The organism is Polaribacter batillariae (assembly GCF_017498485.1).
GTDB classification, from domain to species: domain Bacteria; phylum Bacteroidota; class Bacteroidia; order Flavobacteriales; family Flavobacteriaceae; genus Polaribacter; species Polaribacter batillariae.
The window spans coordinates 466901-486059 of record NZ_CP071795.1; the positions used below are offsets into that span (position 1 = coordinate 466901).

At 30.4% G+C, this 19159-nt stretch carries 18 protein-coding genes; 12 read left to right on the forward strand and 6 right to left on the reverse strand.

What is annotated here, in order from left to right; genetic code table 11:
- Positions 1-44 precede the first annotated feature (44 nt).
- Genes JL193_RS02195 through JL193_RS02205 form a run of 3 tightly spaced genes read right to left on the reverse strand, consistent with a single transcriptional unit; the run spans position 45 to position 1221 of the window.
- On the reverse strand, positions 45-284 hold the full coding sequence (locus JL193_RS02195; RefSeq protein ID WP_207972278.1) for a hypothetical protein: 240 nt from the start codon (positions 282-284) through the stop codon (positions 45-47).
- A gap of 27 nt (positions 285-311) precedes the next feature.
- The gene (locus JL193_RS02200) at positions 312-473 is read right to left on the reverse strand and encodes a hypothetical protein (RefSeq protein WP_207972279.1); all 162 of its coding nucleotides are present in this window, start codon (positions 471-473) and stop codon (positions 312-314) included.
- 25 nt (positions 474-498) lie between these two features.
- Positions 499-1221: a toxin-antitoxin system YwqK family antitoxin gene (locus tag JL193_RS02205; RefSeq protein ID WP_207972280.1), complete on the reverse strand. Its 723-nt coding sequence runs from the start codon at positions 1219-1221 to the stop codon at positions 499-501.
- Between the two features lie 79 nt (positions 1222-1300).
- On the opposite strand from JL193_RS02205, the gene JL193_RS02210 reads away from it, so the two are divergent.
- The 7 genes from JL193_RS02210 to JL193_RS02240 all read left to right on the forward strand — a co-directional run bounded on the left by JL193_RS02210 (position 1301) and on the right by JL193_RS02240 (position 8156).
- The gene (locus tag JL193_RS02210; protein ID WP_207972281.1) at positions 1301-1852 is read left to right on the forward strand and encodes a HEAT-like fold family protein; all 552 of its coding nucleotides are present in this window, start codon (positions 1301-1303) and stop codon (positions 1850-1852) included.
- A gap of 46 nt (positions 1853-1898) precedes the next feature.
- On the forward strand, positions 1899-3242 hold the full coding sequence (gene purB, locus JL193_RS02215) for an adenylosuccinate lyase (RefSeq protein WP_207972282.1): 1344 nt from the start codon (positions 1899-1901) through the stop codon (positions 3240-3242).
- Between the two features lie 84 nt (positions 3243-3326).
- Positions 3327-3815: a hypothetical protein gene (locus tag JL193_RS02220; RefSeq protein WP_243456809.1), complete on the forward strand. Its 489-nt coding sequence runs from the start codon at positions 3327-3329 to the stop codon at positions 3813-3815.
- Between the two features lies 1 nt (position 3816).
- Complete coding sequence (locus JL193_RS02225; RefSeq protein ID WP_207972283.1) at positions 3817-4584, forward strand: TerC family protein; 768 nt, start codon at positions 3817-3819, stop codon at positions 4582-4584.
- Position 4585: 1 nt separating this feature from the next.
- Positions 4586-4903 (forward strand): hypothetical protein, encoded by a 318-nt coding sequence (locus JL193_RS02230; protein ID WP_207972284.1) that lies wholly within the window; start codon positions 4586-4588, stop codon positions 4901-4903.
- 141 nt (positions 4904-5044) lie between these two features.
- Positions 5045-7264, forward strand: a complete 2220-nt coding sequence (locus JL193_RS02235) for a TonB-dependent receptor (protein ID WP_207972285.1) — start codon at positions 5045-5047, stop codon at positions 7262-7264.
- 127 nt (positions 7265-7391) lie between these two features.
- Positions 7392-8156, forward strand: a complete 765-nt coding sequence (locus tag JL193_RS02240; RefSeq protein WP_207972286.1) for a CDP-alcohol phosphatidyltransferase family protein — start codon at positions 7392-7394, stop codon at positions 8154-8156.
- On the opposite strand, the gene JL193_RS02245 is transcribed toward JL193_RS02240, so the two are convergent.
- Positions 8153-9532, reverse strand: a complete 1380-nt coding sequence (locus JL193_RS02245) for an MFS transporter (protein WP_207972287.1) — start codon at positions 9530-9532, stop codon at positions 8153-8155. The two genes, JL193_RS02240 and JL193_RS02245, sit on opposite strands and share 4 nt — an antisense overlap.
- A 67-nt stretch (positions 9533-9599) precedes the next feature.
- Positions 9600-10424: a M48 family metallopeptidase gene (locus JL193_RS02250; RefSeq protein WP_207972288.1), complete on the reverse strand. Its 825-nt coding sequence runs from the start codon at positions 10422-10424 to the stop codon at positions 9600-9602.
- Positions 10425-10639: 215 nt separating this feature from the next.
- Here JL193_RS02250 and msrB point away from each other — a divergent pair, with 215 nt between their 5' ends.
- The 4 genes from msrB (at position 10640) to JL193_RS02270 (ending at position 16000) form a co-directional block, all read left to right on the forward strand.
- The gene (gene msrB / locus JL193_RS02255; RefSeq protein WP_207972289.1) at positions 10640-11119 is read left to right on the forward strand and encodes a peptide-methionine (R)-S-oxide reductase MsrB; all 480 of its coding nucleotides are present in this window, start codon (positions 10640-10642) and stop codon (positions 11117-11119) included.
- 321 nt (positions 11120-11440) lie between these two features.
- Positions 11441-11614 carry a hypothetical protein gene (locus JL193_RS02260; RefSeq protein WP_207972290.1) on the forward strand — a complete coding sequence of 58 codons (174 nt, stop codon included), beginning with the start codon at positions 11441-11443 and terminating at the stop codon, positions 11612-11614.
- Between the two features lie 601 nt (positions 11615-12215).
- Complete coding sequence (locus JL193_RS02265) at positions 12216-14642, forward strand: TonB-dependent receptor (protein WP_207972291.1); 2427 nt, start codon at positions 12216-12218, stop codon at positions 14640-14642.
- Between the two features lie 230 nt (positions 14643-14872).
- Positions 14873-16000 (forward strand): PepSY-associated TM helix domain-containing protein, encoded by a 1128-nt coding sequence (locus JL193_RS02270; RefSeq protein WP_207972292.1) that lies wholly within the window; start codon positions 14873-14875, stop codon positions 15998-16000.
- A 14-nt stretch (positions 16001-16014) separates the two neighbouring features.
- Here JL193_RS02270 and JL193_RS02275 read toward each other — a convergent pair whose 3' ends face one another.
- Positions 16015-17313 (reverse strand): IS1380 family transposase, encoded by a 1299-nt coding sequence (locus JL193_RS02275; RefSeq protein WP_207971324.1) that lies wholly within the window; start codon positions 17311-17313, stop codon positions 16015-16017.
- Between the two features lie 70 nt (positions 17314-17383).
- Here JL193_RS02275 and JL193_RS02280 point away from each other — a divergent pair, with 70 nt between their 5' ends.
- Positions 17384-19024, forward strand: coding sequence for a sensor histidine kinase (locus tag JL193_RS02280; protein WP_207972293.1), 1641 nt, complete (start codon positions 17384-17386; stop codon positions 19022-19024).
- The last annotated feature ends 135 nt before the right edge of the window (positions 19025-19159 follow it).

Here is a 19159-nt window from a genome sequence, read left to right on the forward strand (position 1 = left end):
TTTGGAGAAAATAAGTAATCGCTTAAAACCATTGTTGTAAAACGTTATTTTCTATTTAATTGTTCAATTCCTTTTTCTAAATCATCAAAAAAGAATTTGTTATCAACGATATCTTCTTCTGCGTCTATTCCTAAAATAAGAGTTGATATCGCTTTTCTATTTTTATCTCCAAGAATTATAACAGAAGATGTTGAGTCTGGTATGTCAAGTAATAATTCCATATCATCTCCAGATTCATAATCTACTTCGCTAATATCAATCACTATTTTAGATGGTAGCCACACAAGCCTTCCCTAATTCATAATTCCCTATCATATACCTAATTCGGCTTTTCCCATTGCACCAGGTCTATATTTTCCACTAAATTTAATATGAAGAATATCACTCAAATGAGTATCTCTTGAATTTAGAGTAAAAAATTCGCAAGTCATTCCATTACAGGTTTCTTCTAAATCTACTTTTTTAAAATTCATTATTGTTTTTAATGTTTTTGATAGATTAATCTTTTATATCTTTTTTTAACACAAATTTTTTCTTCTTTTCTTTCAGCTCTTCTGGTGCCAATTCTCCATCTAAATAATACTCCCACTTTCCTACTCTTTTACCGTCTTTGTAAACACCTTTCTCTTTTAATTTGCCATTTAATTCGAAATATTTTGCAAGTCCATTTTCTTTTCCGTTTTTATATACTACTTCTTCTATAAGGTTTCCATTACTTGCAAATTTACTGGTAGTACCATGTAATTTTCCGTTTTTGTAAACCGAGAATTCTGTTACTTGCCCATTGGGATAATACACCAACTGCTCTCCATCGAGTTTACCTTGTTTGTTATAATTTTCTTCGGCCATAATGGTTCCATCCGGATAAAAATATTTCCAGTTTCCAACACGTGCTCTTTTGTTTAAAACACCTTCTGTTTTAATTTTTCCTTTTAAGGTGTAAAACTGAACAAATAAAGAATCTGAATCTGCAAAAAAAGTTTTAATGATGGTTGGATGGTTTGAAGTTGTAATGTCATAAAATTTAAAAACACCAACTTCTTTACCATTTTTAAACTGACCAGTATAACGAATTCTTTTATTCGGATAATATTTTTTCCAAACACCTGTGCGTTGTTTCTTTTCGTTAAATTGATTAATTTTTTGCGCATTACAACTTTCGCTTGTAAAATAACAAGCAAAAAATGCAAAAAGAAAAAACAGTCTTTTTATATTTATCATTTAAATATAATTTTAATACAAATATACATTAATAGTGCCAAAAACAAACCTCCTTTTTATAACAGAGCAACTCTGTAATATGCAGAATCCTAAAAGAGAAAACCGACAAAGGGTTGCAAATATTGTGTTAGAAAATCGAAATTTCTTTAAAGAATTGGTTGCTATAACTTTTAATGTTAATGATAAAGTATCTGTAAAAGCAGCCTGGATTTTAGAGTGGATTTGTACACACCATCAATTAAATTGGATGATTCCGCATTTAGATGAATTTTCTGCAAAAATAAATACACTACAATTTGATAGTGCTATTAGACCTTGTGCTAAAATTTGTGAACATTTAGCCACTGCTTACTACGCGAAGACCGATAATGATATCAAAAAAAATCTAACGGCAAAACATATAAATGCCATGGTAGTAACTGGTTTCGATTGGTTAATTACACCTCAAAAAATTGCAGTAAGAGCTTACACCATGAACACTTTATATCTTTTTGGGCTAGAAAAAGATTGGATTCATCCAGAATTAAAACATCTAATCGAAACTAAAATTATTCACGAAAGCAAAGGCACAAAAGCACGTGGAAAACATATTATAAACTTGATAGAAAAACATGAAAAATCACTAAAATAAATGTCTTTTAATCCTTATTTTTGTAGCTTACAATTCAACAAAAAAAATGAACTTAACACAACTAAATGCCATCTCTCCTATTGATGGACGTTACAGAGGTAAGATAGAAAAATTAGCAAACTATTTTTCTGAAGAAGCATTAATAAAATACAGGGTTTTAGTAGAAATAGAATATTTTATTGCGCTTTGCGAAGTGCCTTTGCCACAATTAGCCGATTTTAACACTTCTCTTTTTGAAGAATTAAAAAATATTTATAAAAATTTTACTGCTGAAGATGCTCAGAAAATAAAAGACATAGAGAAAATTACAAATCACGATGTAAAAGCAGTTGAATATTTTATCAAAGAAAAATTTGATGCTTTACATCTGCAAAAATTTAAAGAATTTATACATTTTGGGTTGACTTCCCAAGACATTAACAATACGGCAATTCCACTTTCTATAAAAGAGGCAATAAACGATGTTTTTGTACCTCAATATTTCGAAGTATTAGAAAAATTGCAAGAATTAGTTATCGAGTGGAAAGACATTTCTATGTTGGCAAGAACACATGGACAACCTGCTTCACCAACAAGATTAGGAAAAGAAATCGATGTTTTTGTAGTTCGTTTAAAAGAACAATTTAATTTATTAAACGACATACCAAGTGCTGCAAAATTTGGTGGAGCAACTGGTAATTACAATGCGCATAAAGTTGCATACCCAAACATCGACTGGAAAGAATTTGGAACTAATTTTGTTCAAGAAAAGTTAGGTTTACAGCATTCTTTTCCAACAACACAAATAGAACATTACGACCATATGGCTGCCTTGTTTGATACGTTAAAACGTATAAACACCATTATTATCGATTTAGATAGAGACTTCTGGACTTATGTTTCTATGGATTATTTTAAACAAAAAATTAAAGCTGGCGAGGTGGGTTCTTCTGCAATGCCACACAAAGTTAACCCCATTGATTTCGAAAATTCTGAAGGAAATTTAGGCATTGCAAATGCCATTTTCGAACATCTATCTGCAAAATTACCCATTTCTCGTTTGCAACGAGATTTAACAGATAGTACTGTTTTAAGAAATATTGGAGTTCCTTTTGGGCATACCATTATTGCCTTTACATCTACCTTAAAAGGCTTAAACAAATTATTGTTAAATAAAGAAAAGTTCGAACAAGATTTAGAAAATAACTGGGCAGTTGTTGCAGAGGCAATTCAAACAATTTTAAGACGTGAGGCATATCCAAACCCTTACGAAGCGTTAAAAGGGTTAACCAGAACCAACGAGCAAATTAACCAAAAATCGATCGCTAATTTTATTGATACTTTAGAGGTTTCTAATGAAATTAAAAAAGAATTAAAAGCAATTACTCCTGCGAATTATACTGGAATATAGTGGGAAGTTGGAAGTGGGAAGTTGGAAGTTGGGAGTTGGGAGTTGGGAGTTGGGAGTTGGAAATAATTTGTAAAAATAAGAAGAATGATTTGTAAAAAAAGTTTTAAATGTTGGAAGTTGGAAGTTAAAAGTTGGAGGCTTGTGCGCAATCTTCAATCTTTAATCTTTATATTTCTTGCTTCATTCTTTATTCTTTCTGCCTGCAAATCAGAAATTGAAAACAATTCCGATAAATTTAAAAAAGGAATTTTTGAAATTCCTGCTGGCCAAGGTTATGGAAAAACCATAATCACAAGAATAGACAGTCTTCAAATTGAAGAATACGATAAAATTATAAGCATTTCTAACGATTCTACTTCCACAGAAAAAAAAGTAAAACACATAGATACTTTGTACATTAAATGGAAAAATAATTTCTTTTATACATTAAGAATGAAATCTCCTAAAAAAGAGATCGATAAAGACCCTATTTTTGTACAAATTACAAAAGTTACAGATACTTCTTACAATTTTACTGCTAAAATAGGGTTCAGTAAATTTAAACAAGATGGTACCGTTTATAAAGTAAAATAACATGGAAATATTTGCACATGCAGATACGTGGGTTGCACTGTTAACCTTAACTTTTTTAGAAATAATATTAGGTATCGATAATATTATTTTTATTTCGATTTCTGCCAATAAATTGCCCGAAAATCAAATAAAAAAAGCCACTATTTTAGGGTTGGCTTTGGCAATGGTTACCCGAATTCTACTACTTTTTGGGGTTTCTTATTTAATTGCTTTAAAAGACCCTTTTTTAAAAATTGATACAGGTTGGTTTAAAGCAGGTTTCACAGGGCAAAGCATTATCTTATTTCTTGGAGGGCTTTTTCTTTTGTATAAAAGTACCAAAGAAATTAGAGAAAAAATGGAAGGCACCAACGAAGATGAAGTCTTAAAAACTCCTAAAAAAATCTCTTTTACAAACGTTATTATTCAAATTATATTAATTGATATTGTTTTTTCTTTCGATAGTATATTAACAGCTGTTGGAATGACAAATGGTGTAAATGGTGCCCTAACAATTATGGTTATTGCTGTAATTGTTTCTATTTTAATTATGATGATTTTTGCAAACCCAATTAGTAGTTTTGTAAATAGAAACCCAACCATACAAATGTTGGCACTGTCTTTTTTAATTTTAATTGGTTTTATGTTAATTACAGAAGGGGCGCATTTATCGCATACCGAAATTTTTAACAAAACTGTAGGAGCGATTCCTAAAGGATATTTGTACTTTGCGATCGCATTTTCGTTAGGGGTAGAAATGCTAAATTTAAGAATTAGAAAAAAAAAGTAAATTGTTTAAAAAACTAGTTAGCATCTTTTTTATTTTTCTATTATTGTTACCAGCAACAATAGAAATTTTGCACGACTTAGAAGAACACGAACATATAGTTTGTACTTCTGTTGGCGAGCAACATATACATAAAAAGGATTTAAGTTGCGACGAATTTCATAAGCAATTAACTGTTTTTTCTTCTGAAATTGCATCTAATTACGATGTAATTCCACCACATTATTACAAAACGACGTTTATCGATAAACCTCAAATTACTTCAGAAGTTTATCATCCTAAAAACTGGTCTAGAGGTCCACCAATTTTACTGTTTAAATAGAAAATCTTAAAAAGAAACAGTCTCTTTTTGTGCATTACTAGAAATCAAAAAAAAAACGTTTGAAATCTAGTAAGCAAAAGAACGTTTATTGTTTTTTTTAGAAATTAAGACATTTCAATAAAATTAGTAAAACAAAAATCAATGAAAACATTTATAAAACTGCTATTTTTTATAGCGATATACTCTGTGAATGCTCAAAATAGTATTTCAGGAAAAATTACAGATTCAAATAATAATCCGCTTTTTGGTGTAGAAGTTTATGCTTCAGAAATACACAAAGGCACAACCTCTAAAATAGATGGAACTTATGTTATTAACAATATTCCTAATGGAAAAATAAATGTAACTTTTACTTATTTAGGTTTTAAAACCGCTACCAAATTAGTAATTGTTAGTAACAATAGTATCGATTTAAACATCACTTTAAAGGAAACACCTTTCGAATTAGATGAAATTATCATTTCTACTCCTTTTAACAAACTACAGTCAGAAAATGTAATGAAAGTAGAAAAATTCTCTGCAAAAGAGATGCAAAAAATGGGTTCTACAACACTTTCCGAAGGAATTACAAATATTGCTGGAGTATCTCAAATATCTACAGGAACCTCTATTGGAAAACCTGTAATTAGAGGTTTAAGCGGTAATAGAGTTGTTGTATATACACAAGGCACACGTCTAGAAAATCAACAATTTGGTGGTGAGCATGGCTTAGGCATTAATGGAGAAGGAATTGGAAGTGTAGAAGTTATTAAAGGGCCTGCCTCTTTATTATATGGTTCTGATGCTTTGGGTGGTGTTTTATATTTAAATCCAGAAAAATTTGCATCAGCAAACGAGCATTCTTTTTTATTCAATCAAAAATATTTTAGCAATACTTTAGGAAGTAGCAGTTCTATTGCAGGAAAAGTTTCATCAGAAAGTTGGAAATTTTTAGCCAGAGGAACGTATGCATTTCATTCTGATTATAAAATTCCTACCAACCAAAGAGTAACCAACACTCGTTTTAAAGAAAAAGATTTAAAAGCGGGCATTGGATATTCTAAAAATAATTTTACATCAGAATTACGTTATAACTTCAACAACTCTAAACTAGGTTTGCCTGAAGACGGAATTCAGGCACAATCTACTTCCTTAAACCTTTTAGAACCTTTTCAAGTGATCGACAATCATGTGTTAAGTTCTCACAATCATTTCTTTTTTGGAGAATCTAAATTAGACATCGATTTAGGATATACGTTTAACGACAGACAAGAGTTTGAAGAAAATGAAAATGAAGCCGCTCTAAGAATGAAGTTAAAAACTTATACGTATAATGTAAAATATCACTTCCCAAAAATTGGAGATATAGAAATTTTATCTGGGGTGCAAGGTTTGCATCAAACCAATACAAATTTTGGTGAAGAATTATTGATTCCAGATGCAAAAATAAATGATATTGGTGTTTTTACAACGGCTAATTATGTGTGGAATAATAGTACTTTACAAGCTGGGGTTCGTTTCGATAATAGAAATATAAATACTAAAAAACATGAAGTTACAGATGATGATGATAATCTTCGCATTTTTGATGCTGTAGATAAATCTTACAATAGTTTTACAGCTTCTTTAGGTTTTAAAACAATTTTATTAGAGAATCTTACAACAAGAATTAATCTTGCAACGGGTTTTAGAGCTCCAAATTTAGCCGAATTAACTTCTAATGGTGTTCACGAAGGTACTAATAGATTCGAAAAAGGAAATAATAATTTAAAAAATGAAAAAAATGCACAAATTGACCTTTCTTTAGAATATAAAACGGAACATTTTGAGTTGTTTGCAAACGGTTTTTACAATCATTTAAACGATTATATTTTTATAACTCCTACTGGTGAAGTTGAAGATGAGAACCCTGTTTACAACTATGTGCAAGAAGATTCTAAATTATATGGAGGTGAGTTTGGCTTTCATTTACACCCACATCCTTTAGATTGGTTACACCTAGAAAGTACTTTTGAAATGGTTACAGGAAAACAAAAAAATGGAAATTATTTGCCATTAGTACCTGCCAATACATGGAAAAATACACTTAGAACAGAATTTAATGTAAGCCAATGGCTACAACAAGCTTATGCTTTTGCTAGTTTGCAAAGTACATTTGCACAAAATAATGTTAGTAATTTCGAGACCAAAACACCTAGTTACAATTTACTAAATTTAGGTTTTGGTGGCGATATTATTTTAGGGAAAACAAAACTCTCTACTTCTCTTTCTGTAAACAATTTATTAGATAAAAAATACATTAACCATTTATCTCGTTTAAAAGCAGATGGTATTTTTAACCAAGGTAGAAATATTGTTTTAGGGGTTAATTTTGCAATTTAAAATCGTAAATAAAATTGATAAAAAAGTGTTACTTAATCGTAACACTTTTTTTATTTTTGTTAAAAATAAACTGTGCTGTTTTAGATCTTTTGTAGTGATAAAAATGCTCAACTTCTAAAGCATTTTTATGTCGAAATTACCCAAAAAAAATCAATTTATAGATTTATCAGATTATGGGAGACCAATTGCTAAAATTATTGCAAACTCTTTAAAATCTACCTCGTTTACACCAATACACGTAACCATTGCATTTGTAATTTCGGGGTTATTTGGAATTTACTGTATGGTAGAAGGTTACTATTGGTTAGCGGCTTTTTTCTTAATTTTTAAATCTATTTTAGATGCTGCAGATGGCGAACTTGCCAGAGTAAAAGAAACCCCTTCTTACACAGGACGTTTTTTAGATTCTGTTTCAGATATTATTTTAAACTTTATAATTTTTATAGCACTTTGGCAATCGACAGCTGTGAGTATTTGGTGGGCTTTACTCGCTTTTTTTGGAATGCAATTACAAGGTACTTTATATAATTACTATTATGTAATTTTAAGAAATCGTTTTAAAGGCGACACCACAAGCCGAATTTTCGAAGACTCTACGCCTATTGCTTTAAAAGGAGAAAAACAAAAACACGTAAATACGCTGTATTTTATTTACAAAGCTTTGTATGGTATTTTTGATGAAATTATTTATGCTTTAGACAGAAATGCACCTAAAGGAAAGCCTTTTTCGAATTGGTTAATGTCTTTAATTTCTACTTTTGGTTTAGGATTTCAATTATTAATAATTAGTCTCTTTTTAGTTTTAGGACTCAAAGAAGTAATTATTCCGTTTTTTATTGGATATTCTAGTATGATTTTCGTTTTTATATACCTTCGTAAGGTGTTTTATTAATGCACATATTCTGTTTTTTTTAACCTACTTAAAACAATAAAAGAAGCTACAAAAAATAAGGCTAAAGAAAGTACGCTCCATTGCATAGATTCTGTTAAATAAATTAAAAAGCCAAACACAAAAGTTCCTAAAACAATGGCTATTTTTTCTGTAACATCGTAAAAACTAAAATACGTAGCATTGTCGTATGTTTTTGGTAATAACTTAGAATATGTAGAGCGTGTTAAAGATTGTATTGCTCCTAAAACCAAGCCTAAAAGACCTCCCAAACAGTAAAAGTAAATCGCTACATTTGGCAAGTTTTTTTCTAGCATAAAAGCGCTAAAACAAACTAAAATCCAAATTAATACTGTAATTTTTAAGGCTTTAAAATTTCCGTATTTTTCAGAAATATTGGTAAAAATTTTAGCTCCAAAAATTGCAACAATTTGTATTAACAAAACCGTTATAATTAAATTCATTGTATCTAAATTTAATTCTGATTTTCCAAAAATTGTAGCCAATAGAATAATGGTTTGTACACCAACACTTAGCAAGAAAAAAGCAACTAAAAAGTTTCTTAAGGTTGGGTAATTTTTAAGTTCAATCCACACTTTTTTTAATTCCTTAAAGCCTTTCCAAATATAGTCTTTCTCTGGTTTTCTGTTATGTATATTATTAGGGAGTTTTTTAAATGTAATTTGTGCAAAACCAACCCACCATAAACCAACCATTACAAAAGAAATACGCATTGCTTTTAAGGAAGCAGTATTTTTAGCATTTTCTAAAGCAGTAGCAATTTCTGCTTCGGTTCCGTTTGCTAAAATAGTATTAGAAATACTTAAATCGAAACCAAAAGTATTAGGTGCTAAAATCATCGCCAAACAAAATATTAGCAATATTACAGAACCTACATAACCATAAATAAAACCTTTTGCACTTGCAGCATCTTGCTGATGTGGGTGTGCAACTTCTGGCAAATAAGAATTATAAAAAACAATACTCGACCAAAAACCAATACTGGCCAAGACTGTACAAATAATTCCAATCCAAGCCGTATTTATATCTTTAAAAAAAAACATACCCATTACAGAAAGACCTCCTAGCCAGCAAAAAAACTTCATAAATTTTAGTTTATTTCCTGTATAATCTGCAATTGCAGATAAAATTGGCGACATAAATGCAACTATTAAAAAAGAAAAAGACAATGCGTAACTGTACAAGGTATCTGCATATTCCCATTTCATTCCTAAAAAGAGAACCGTTTTTCCATCGGTAATTGCACTATAAAACAAGGGAAAAACTGCTGTACTAATTACTAAAGAATATACTGAATTTGCCCAATCGTAAAATGCCCAAGCGCTTATTAATTTTTTGTCCCCTATTTTTAATTTCATAATTATATAAAAAAATGCCGTTCAATTTTTTTTTTTGAACGGCGTACAATATAGGAAAAGTTTTCTTTTATTTTCTTATTGCAGAGTTTCCTGTTCTATTAAATTTTTCTGCATATTTTCTTGCAGTTGGTAAATAGGTTCTTAAATCTTTAATTCTAGAGGCGTTTGATGGGTGTGTACTTAAAATTTCTGGTTGCGATTTCCCTCCAGATCTTTGGCTCATTCTTACCCAAACTTCTGCAGCTTCTGTTCCATCATAACCAGCCATAATCATAAATACCAAACCTAACCTATCTGCTTCTTGCTCGTGAGTTCTACTAAATTTTAGCATTCCTAAACCAGAACCTATTCCAAAAGCAGTGTTCCAAATTTGTTGTGTTTTTGGGTCTTTACCAGAAGTACCTAAAGCTACTGCCAAGCCTCCTATTTGCTGTAATTGTCCTTGAGACATTCTTTCTTGACCATGTTTTGCAAATGCGTGCGCAACCTCGTGCCCCATTACTGCAGCTACCCCATCTTCGTTTGCGCAAATTGGCATTATTCCTGTGTAAAAAACTACTTTCCCTCCAGGCATACACCAAGCATTTACGGTTTTATCTTCAATTAAATTAAATTCCCATCTGTAAGCATTTGCTTCTTCTACCATGTTATTAGCTCTCATAAAACGATCTACGGCTGCAGAAATGTTTTTACCAACCCTTTTTACTTGATTGGTCATTTCTCTATTGTTAGAGATTTTATTTTCAGCTAAAAAACCTTTGTATTGTGCAAAACTTGCAGGCAAAACTTGCGCATCACTTACAAAATTAATTCTGTTTCGTCCAGTAATAGGTACTTTAGAACATTCTGTAAATAAAAACACAGTTAGTAATAAAATTGCTATTTTTTTCATCTTTATCTATTTTTAGTTTTTAACAGTGGCAATTTATTCATTTTTTAGTAAAATAATGAACTCCTTTAGAAATTAAACCCTCTTATTTAAATTTTCTGCTATTATTTATGATTAAATTTGTTAGTTTTCAATAAAAAATTCGTCCGATTACATGTAGTTTTATTGAAATATAGCTTTAAAAGCTGATTTTAAAAATAAGAAAATTAAAATACATTATGAAAAAAATAATTGGTTTATTATTAATCGCATTATTTATGGGGTGTTCTAGTAATGCACAATCTAGTCGAAAAGATAAAAAAAAATACAAAGTTTCTAAAACAGAAGCAGAGTGGAAAAAACAACTTTCGGAAAAACAGTTTTATGTATTAAGGCAAGCAGGAACTGAAAGAGCTTTTACAAGTCCACTAAATAAAGAATATAGAAGAGGAACTTACGTTTGTGCTGCGTGTAATACTCCTTTATATAAATCGGAACACAAATTCGATTCTGGTACAGGATGGCCTTCTTTTGACAGGGCTGTAAAAGGAAGTGTAGAGTTGGATGTGGATTATAAAATAGGTTATGCAAGAACAGAATTAAAATGTAGTACTTGTGGTGGACATTTAGGGCATTCTTTTGATGATGGTCCTGAAGAAACTACTGGAAAACGCCATTGTATAAACGGAGTTGCTTTAAAGTTTATTCTTAAAGAGTAATTGCTACTGTAAACTTAACTCTGTCTAAGAAAAAAATAGTTTTTAATATATGAGTGCCCTACTAAAAAACAATTCTAGTGGGGCACTCATAATTAAAGTTAATTTCATTCTTTTTTTGGGATAATTATCAAAAAAAAGATATAAAACTTACTAAATACCTTGAAATTTATGAAGAAACGCAGAAGTAGATCTTAAAATTTATCTGCCATAAAATAAGATTTGCTATCGTTAAAATTCACTAACGACAAAAATTTAAAAGTTTTTGATGAAAAATTAAGATATTAAAAACAATGCTAAAAGCAAGAAATTTATATATTGCCTGTGGATATTTATTCTCAAAACACAGCTTTAAAATTTAAAGAATTAGTTATAGAAGGCGGTTTAGCTTCTGTAAACTGTATATTAAAAGACAAAAAGGTTTTATGTGGTTTGGTGGAACACATGGTCTTTTTAGATATGATGGTTATAAATTTAAAGCCTTTAAAACAAATATAATGACTGTATTTGAAGACTAAGAAAAAAATGTTTGGACAGGAAACTTTGGAAATAGGATTGTAGGATATAAAAAAGAAAATCCCGACGATTTTTTAAAAGCCAAATTAGCGACTCCTTTTACTGAAAGTTTCAATGCCCTATCTATATTTGATATGCTTGAAGATGGAACTCGAAATATATGGGTTGCCACATACAATCATGGATTGTTTAAATATAACAAGCAAATATTTGAATTTCAACAATTCACCATTTCTAATACAATCAATTAAATTCAGATACTATTTTAAATATTTTTTACTGATTCTACCAATAATTTATGGGTATGCACTTTAGATAAAGGCATTCTTTACAATCAAGAAACCAATCAATTTTATACTTTGCCAGATTTTGGAATAAAGATGAGTTCCAACTTAAAATTTCCAATAAAACTAGACATTCCACTTATCACTTACCACCTTCTAAACAAAAAACATTACAAATAACCAAAAGTAACTCCTTAAAAAAAATATTATTTAGATTTATTATAAATAATTTGGATATGTCAAAAGGCAAATATACTTTTGCCAAAAATATCTATTTGTATTAAATCTAAATAAAAATAATGAAGAATTTATTACTAACTTTAACCATATTTTTGCTAACTAATTTAGCATTTTCGCAAAACGGAACCGTTATCGGAACTGTTACCGACAATAACAAAACACCTCTTACTGGAGTAAACGTTCATCTAAAAAACACCACAAAAGGTACGCAAACCAACGAAAACGGAATCTTTGAAATTACAAATTTAGAAAACGGAGATTACGTTCTTTCTATTTCATATTTAGGCTTTAAAACAAGAGAAATTACTATTTCAGTTTCAAGCAACCAAAACATAAAATTAGAAACAATTATACTTTATGAAGGAAATGAAATATTAAGTGAGGTTATTATTGAAGGAGAAAGACGTAATAAATTTTCGAGAAAAAAAACAGCTTATGTTGCTAAACTTCCATTAAAAGACATAGAAAATACACAAGTTTATAGTACAATTACCAACGAACTTTTGCAATCGCAAATAGTTACAAATTTTGATGATGCGCTAAAAAATGCAACAGGAGTAGAACAATTATGGGCTTCAACTGGTCGTGGTGGTGATGGGGCTGGATATTATGCGCTACGTGGTTTTTCTGTTCAACCACAATTAGTAAATGGTTTACCTGGATTAACAAACGGAACAATCAATCCAGCAAATATCGAACGTATTGAGGTGTTAAAAGGACCTTCAGCAACTTTGTTTGGTAATGCAGTAAGCTCTTATGGCGGACTTATTAACGTAGTTACCAAAAAACCTTATGTAGGAACTGGTGGAGAATTATCTTTTACTTCTGGATCTTATGGACTCAATCAAATTGTAGGCGATTTTAATACGGCTTTAAGTAAAAGTGATAATTTATATTTTAGATTAAATACGGCTTATACTACAGAACAAAGTTTTCAAGATGCAGGTTTTAGAAAATCGTTTTTTGTAGCACCATCTTTGTCTTATAAAGTAAACAACAAGCTTTCATTTTCGTTTTACGGAGAAATCACACAGGCAACACAAACAAATCCAACCTTTTTATTTTTAAACAGAAGTGCACCAACAGAAGCTTCAAATCTCGATGAATTGGGGTATAACAATAAATTATCGTTTACAAGTAACGATTTAACATTGCAAAACCCTACACAGAATTATAGAATTGAAATGAATTATAAATTATCCGACACTTGGCAATCACAAACCTTACTTTCTAAAAGTTCAACATCTACAAAAGGGTATTATTCGTATTTATTTGAGTATGGCATTTTGGGTAATAATACCTTTTCTCGTTTTATTAGCAAGCAAAATGCAAATACACAAACAACCGATATTCAACAAAATTTTATTGGAGATTTTAAAATTGCATCGCTACGAAATAGAATTGTTATTGGTTTAGACTATTTTAATGCAACTGAAACAAGTAACAATAGTGGTTATGCATTCTATGGAAATGTAACACCAGAAGGTGGTTCAAATGGCGACAACCCATTTACGCCAGATATTGTAGAAACAGATTTATACCCACTTTCAACAGCTGGTGTAGATGGCGTTTTACAAAACAAAGAGATAGGAAATAACAAATCGACATACCATATTTATAGTCTATACGCTTCAAATGTTTTAAACATTACAGAAAACCTTTCGGCAATGATAGGCTTGCGTTTAGATCGATTTGATAATAAAGGTAATTTGGCAAATACCGAAGATGATTTTGCACAAACCGCATTTTCGCCAAAATTTGGGTTGCTGTATCAACCCATAAAAGACAAATTATCTATTTTTGGAAATTACCAAAATGGGTTTAATAATGTGGCACCTCAATTAGTAGGAAACCCAGAAGATGGTCCCCAAAAATTGGAGACATTTAAGCCAGAACAAGCCAACCAATTAGAGTTTGGCTTTAAGACAAATTTTTTTAAAAATCGCCTGAATGCAACTGTGAGTTTCTACGATATTAAAGTTAAAGATCGCGTAATTATTGACCCAAATTCGCCTTTTAATAGAATACAAGGTGGCGAAATAGAGAGTAAAGGAATTGAAATAGAAATTAACGCCAACCCAATAAAAGGATTAAATATTAGAGCTGGTTACAGTAATAATAAGAGCATTACCACAAAAACAGACGACCCTTTAATTTTAAACAAAAGACCGCTAGAAGCTGGCCCAGAAACTTTGTATAATTTTTGGGCAAATTACGAGTTTCAAGAAGAAATTTTAAATGGTTTTGGAGTTGGTTTTGGATTTAATGGTGCCAGTGAGCGTTTTGTTAAAAACTATACCACAACTGGCAACTTTATCTTACCGAGCTATATGGTGGCAAACGCATCCTTATTTTATCAAGCTAATAAATACAAAATTGGCTTAAAACTAAACAACGCTTTTAACGAAGAATACTACAAAGGTTGGTCAACTATAAATCCACAAACACCTAGGGCATTATTGGCAAATATTTCATATCAATTTTAATTAGTTAAAGTTAAAAGGAGGCTGTCACAAAAGTAAATTTAACTGTTATTGTAAGCATTACTAAAATCAAAATATATTTTGATTGAAAGTAGTTAACAAAGTTATCGAAAAATATAAAATACTGAAAATCAATAAATAAGATTTCTCCATTACAGTCGAAATAACAAAATTACAGTCGAAATGACAAATTTTAATACTTTCGAGACTGCTTCTTTTTTAAAATTACAACAATGCTATTTAAAAAAACACTTTTTCAACTACATAAAATTTTAGGACTTGCAACTGGGCTTGTTGTTTTCATTGTAGCAATTACAGGTTGTTGTTGGGCTTTTAAAGAAGAAATAGAAAGCCTTTACGGTAGCTATAAAAAAGTAGTACCTCAAAACAAATCCTTTATAACACCTACAGAAGCAAAAAAACTTACAAAAAAAATATTTCCAAACAACACTGTTCACGGAACTGTTTTTGGAAAAAATAACGAGGCTATCGAAGTTATTTTTTATGATGCAGAACCAGAGTTTTACCAAAGTGTTTTTCTAAACCCATATTCTGGAGAAATTATACAAATTAACAATCATCTTTCTGGTTTTTTTGCTTTTATATTAAAAGGTCATATACGACTTTGGCTACCAAAAACAATTGGAGAGCAAGTGGTAGGAGTGTCTGTAATACTATTTATTTTAATTATTATTTCTGGATTTATTTTATGGTTACCCAATAAGCGTAAAAACTTAAAACAACGCCTAAGGTTTCATTGGAAAAAAACCACACGTTGGAAACGTAAGAACTTCGACCTACATTCAATTGTAGGTTTTTATGTGTGTTCTTTAGCATTAGTTCTAGCTTTTACAGGCTTAATAATGTCTTACGACTGGTTTCAAAAAACAGTTTATTTCTCTTTAGGAGGTAATAAAAATTCAACATTTATAATTCCTAAAAATAAAAGTGAAAGATTTGTAACTAAATCAGGAGAGGTACCAATAGATATTCTTTTAGAAAAACTAAAGGAAGAAAAAACAAAAGCAAAGAGTTTTGAAATTCATTATCCACATTCTAAATCAGAAGCTATTTATGTAGAAGTAAGCAATAGTAAAGGTTTGTTTTATGATTCGGATTTCTTGTTTTTTGACCAGAATACATTAAAACCTATACCATCTAAAACAATATATGGAAAGTACAAAAATGCAAAACTAGCTGACAAAATATTACGAATGAATTATGACATACACATTGGAGCCATAGGCGGAATTGCTGGAAAAATTATCGCTTTTTTAGCAAGTTTATTAACTGCAACGCTACCTATTACTGGAATTTTATTATGGTATGGACGAAATTATAAAAAAAATAGAAAGCATTAAACCCGCATTATGCATTAGGAATACACAAAAGGAGGACTTAAATCATTAATTTGGGAGAATAAGCCATCCATCCAAGGTCTTTTTTTAGTGTTTAAAGCAATCTTTAAGACCTTTCTGTTAGCATGATTTACTGTCCAAGCTCCTAATGCAAAGCAATAGACTTTTAGGGTTTTTAAAGTTGCTCGATTATGATGATTTAAGGCAAAATGTCTAAACAAACTCATTAGGTTATAAGCCACCATAATGAATCTAAAGGAAGCCTCAGTTGCCCAAAAATCCTTTAAACAAAAGTTATCTAATCCAAAGTCTTCTTTGAGTTCTTTGATTCTGTTTTCACAATCAGCTCTGGTGTTGTAGATATTCCAAACTTGGTCTAGCGGTAAATCTAGATTGGTTACATAGCAACTAAAACGATAACCAGGCAGATCATCAAAAAGTAATTTTCCAGCTGCTTTTGGACGATCTTCTACTTTCTTTTTTATGACAATATAGCGCCTTGACTTACCATCTGTATGGTTAAAAATCATCTCATTAAGCTCAATTCCTTTTGTGAGTTCTATCCAATTATCCAAACCCCAAACTGCATTTTTTATATTTGGGTACATACGTGCTGCCATAATGTAATTGAGTTGTTTGCCTTCTAGATAATCTAATAAATCTTGTGTGTAAAAACCACTATCTGCACGAACTAAACCAACTCTTTTGTCCTTTAAAGCTTCATTGAAGGTTTCTTCCATAAACTCTTTACAGCTACTACTATCTGCTGTATTGCCTGGTCTTAACCAAGCATTGGCAACCATTCTGGTTTGGCTTACAAAGGCCATTAATGGGTGATGTGAGTTCCTGCCTTTTTTATTGGGATTATAACCTTTTGCGCTACCTTGTTGCTCTCCATATCTTGTAATAACTGTGCTATCAAAATCTATAGTTAAGTTGTCAACATCTAATTGCTTGAAAAACCAATGTTGCAACTTTGGAAATACTTCTGTATTGCGCTTTTGAGAAAACTTGCCAAAAAAACGACTATAGGTACTTTGTGATGGCATACGATTCCATCCAAAAATATCTTGCAATGTGCTATCATAACGTAACCAATCACAATGGATATAACGAGAAGCTCCTGTCCAAATACTCAACCAAAAAGCTTCAGTTATATGTGCAGGATTATAACCTGCATTAGAGCTTGGTTGAGGTAAATCTAATTGTGCTAGTTGTTCTCTAATTTCTGTTTGATCAATAAAACGCTTCATTAAGCTCATCCCTCCAAAAGGGGTGACTTTCTTACTTGAATACTCAATAGGGAGATTAACCATTTGGGTTATGTGTTAAATTCGCTATAAAGCTAATAATCATAAGCGTTTATACAAAATTTTAAATCATCTATTGCATAATTCAGGGTTAAGTATTTTTGCCGATTCTTCAAATAATCTATGGATAGGCACTTTAGATAAAGGCATTCGTATTTACAATCAAGAAACCAATCAATTTTATGCTTTGTCTGATTTTGGAATAAAGATGAGTTCCAACTTAAAATTTCCAATAAAAGACATTTATGAAGATGTTAATGGGTTGATATGGATTGCAACCGAAGGCGGAGGTCTTTTTTATATTAACAAAGAAGAAAAATCTATAAATCATTTAAATACAGAAAACGGTTTTCCGAGTAATGCTTTTTATGGAATTATACAAGACAATTACGGCACTTATTGGTTCAGCACCAACAAAGGTCTTATTTCATATCATCTAGATAATAACAAAATACATATCTATAATACCAATGATGGTTTACCAACCAACGATTTTGAATCTGGTGCCAGTGCCAAAACCAAAGATGGTAAGTTGTTCTTTGGAAGTAAAAAAGGTTTAATTGCTTTCTATCCCGAAAAATTAATTAGTGATTCTAACCCCATTAATTTAAAGTTAACTAGCTTAAAAATCTTTAACAATGTTGTGAACGTACTTAATAAAGTTGAAAATTACCAACCTTTAGACTCTTCTATCTCTTATAAAAAAACATTAAAACTACCCTATTTTCTTAATAATTTTGGTTTTGAATTTGCTGTTCCAGGTCATAGCACACCACATAATATCGAATACCAATATAAATTAGAAGGCATCGATAATCGTTGGATTACAACATCATCTGAACTTCCTTATGCAAACTATTCGAATATTTCACATGGGCAATATACATTTAAAATAAAAGCTTTTAATGAAAATAATTTTGATTCTAATAATATCTCTGAAAAACAAATTGATATTATAATTACACCTGTTTGGTGGCAAACTAATATTGCCTACTTTGCATACATTTTGTTAATTAGTGCGCTTATTTATTACACTTACAAGAATGTAAGAGATCGTGTTCGGTTAAAAAACGAACTTCTTATTGAAAAATACAAACACGAAAAAGATGAGGAATTGCATAAATCTAAAATTAATTTTTTCACAACTATTTCACACGAATTGAGAACTTCTTTAACACTCATTTTATCTCCACTACAACAATTATCTAATGTAAAGACAAATAATAAGGCATCAAACCTTATTATGACTATGAATAGAAATGGGCAACGCTTATTAAGTTTAATCAATCAAATTCTTGATTTTAGAAAATTAGAATCCACAAATGCACAATTAAATATTAAAGAAATTAATCTTAAAGACTTCTTTAAAGAACTGTGCATTCCTTTTTATCAATATGCCGAAGAAAAAAATATTAAATTTCAATTATCTATACCCAATAATTGCAATAAAGGGTGGGTTGACGTCAATAAACTAGAGGTTATTCTTTACAATATACTCTCTAACGCTTTTAAACACACTAAAGATAAAATTGATGTAAATATCGATTTAGATGAAAAAGACGAACGCCTTATTATAAAAATTAAAGATAATGGAAAAGGAATCGAAGAAGAAGAGCTCACAAAAATCTTTGATAATTTCTATCAAGTAAATGACACTACTAATACTACCTCTGGAACTGGTATTGGATTAGCCATAACATTCATCATGGTGTTATAAACGTTAAAAGCGAACCCAACGCATACACCATCTTTAATATTATAATTCCTATCGTAAAATCATTTTATTCAGATGATGATATTGCCAACCCAGATTCTAAAATCGCATCACTAGATAATGTAACTGAAGATGAAC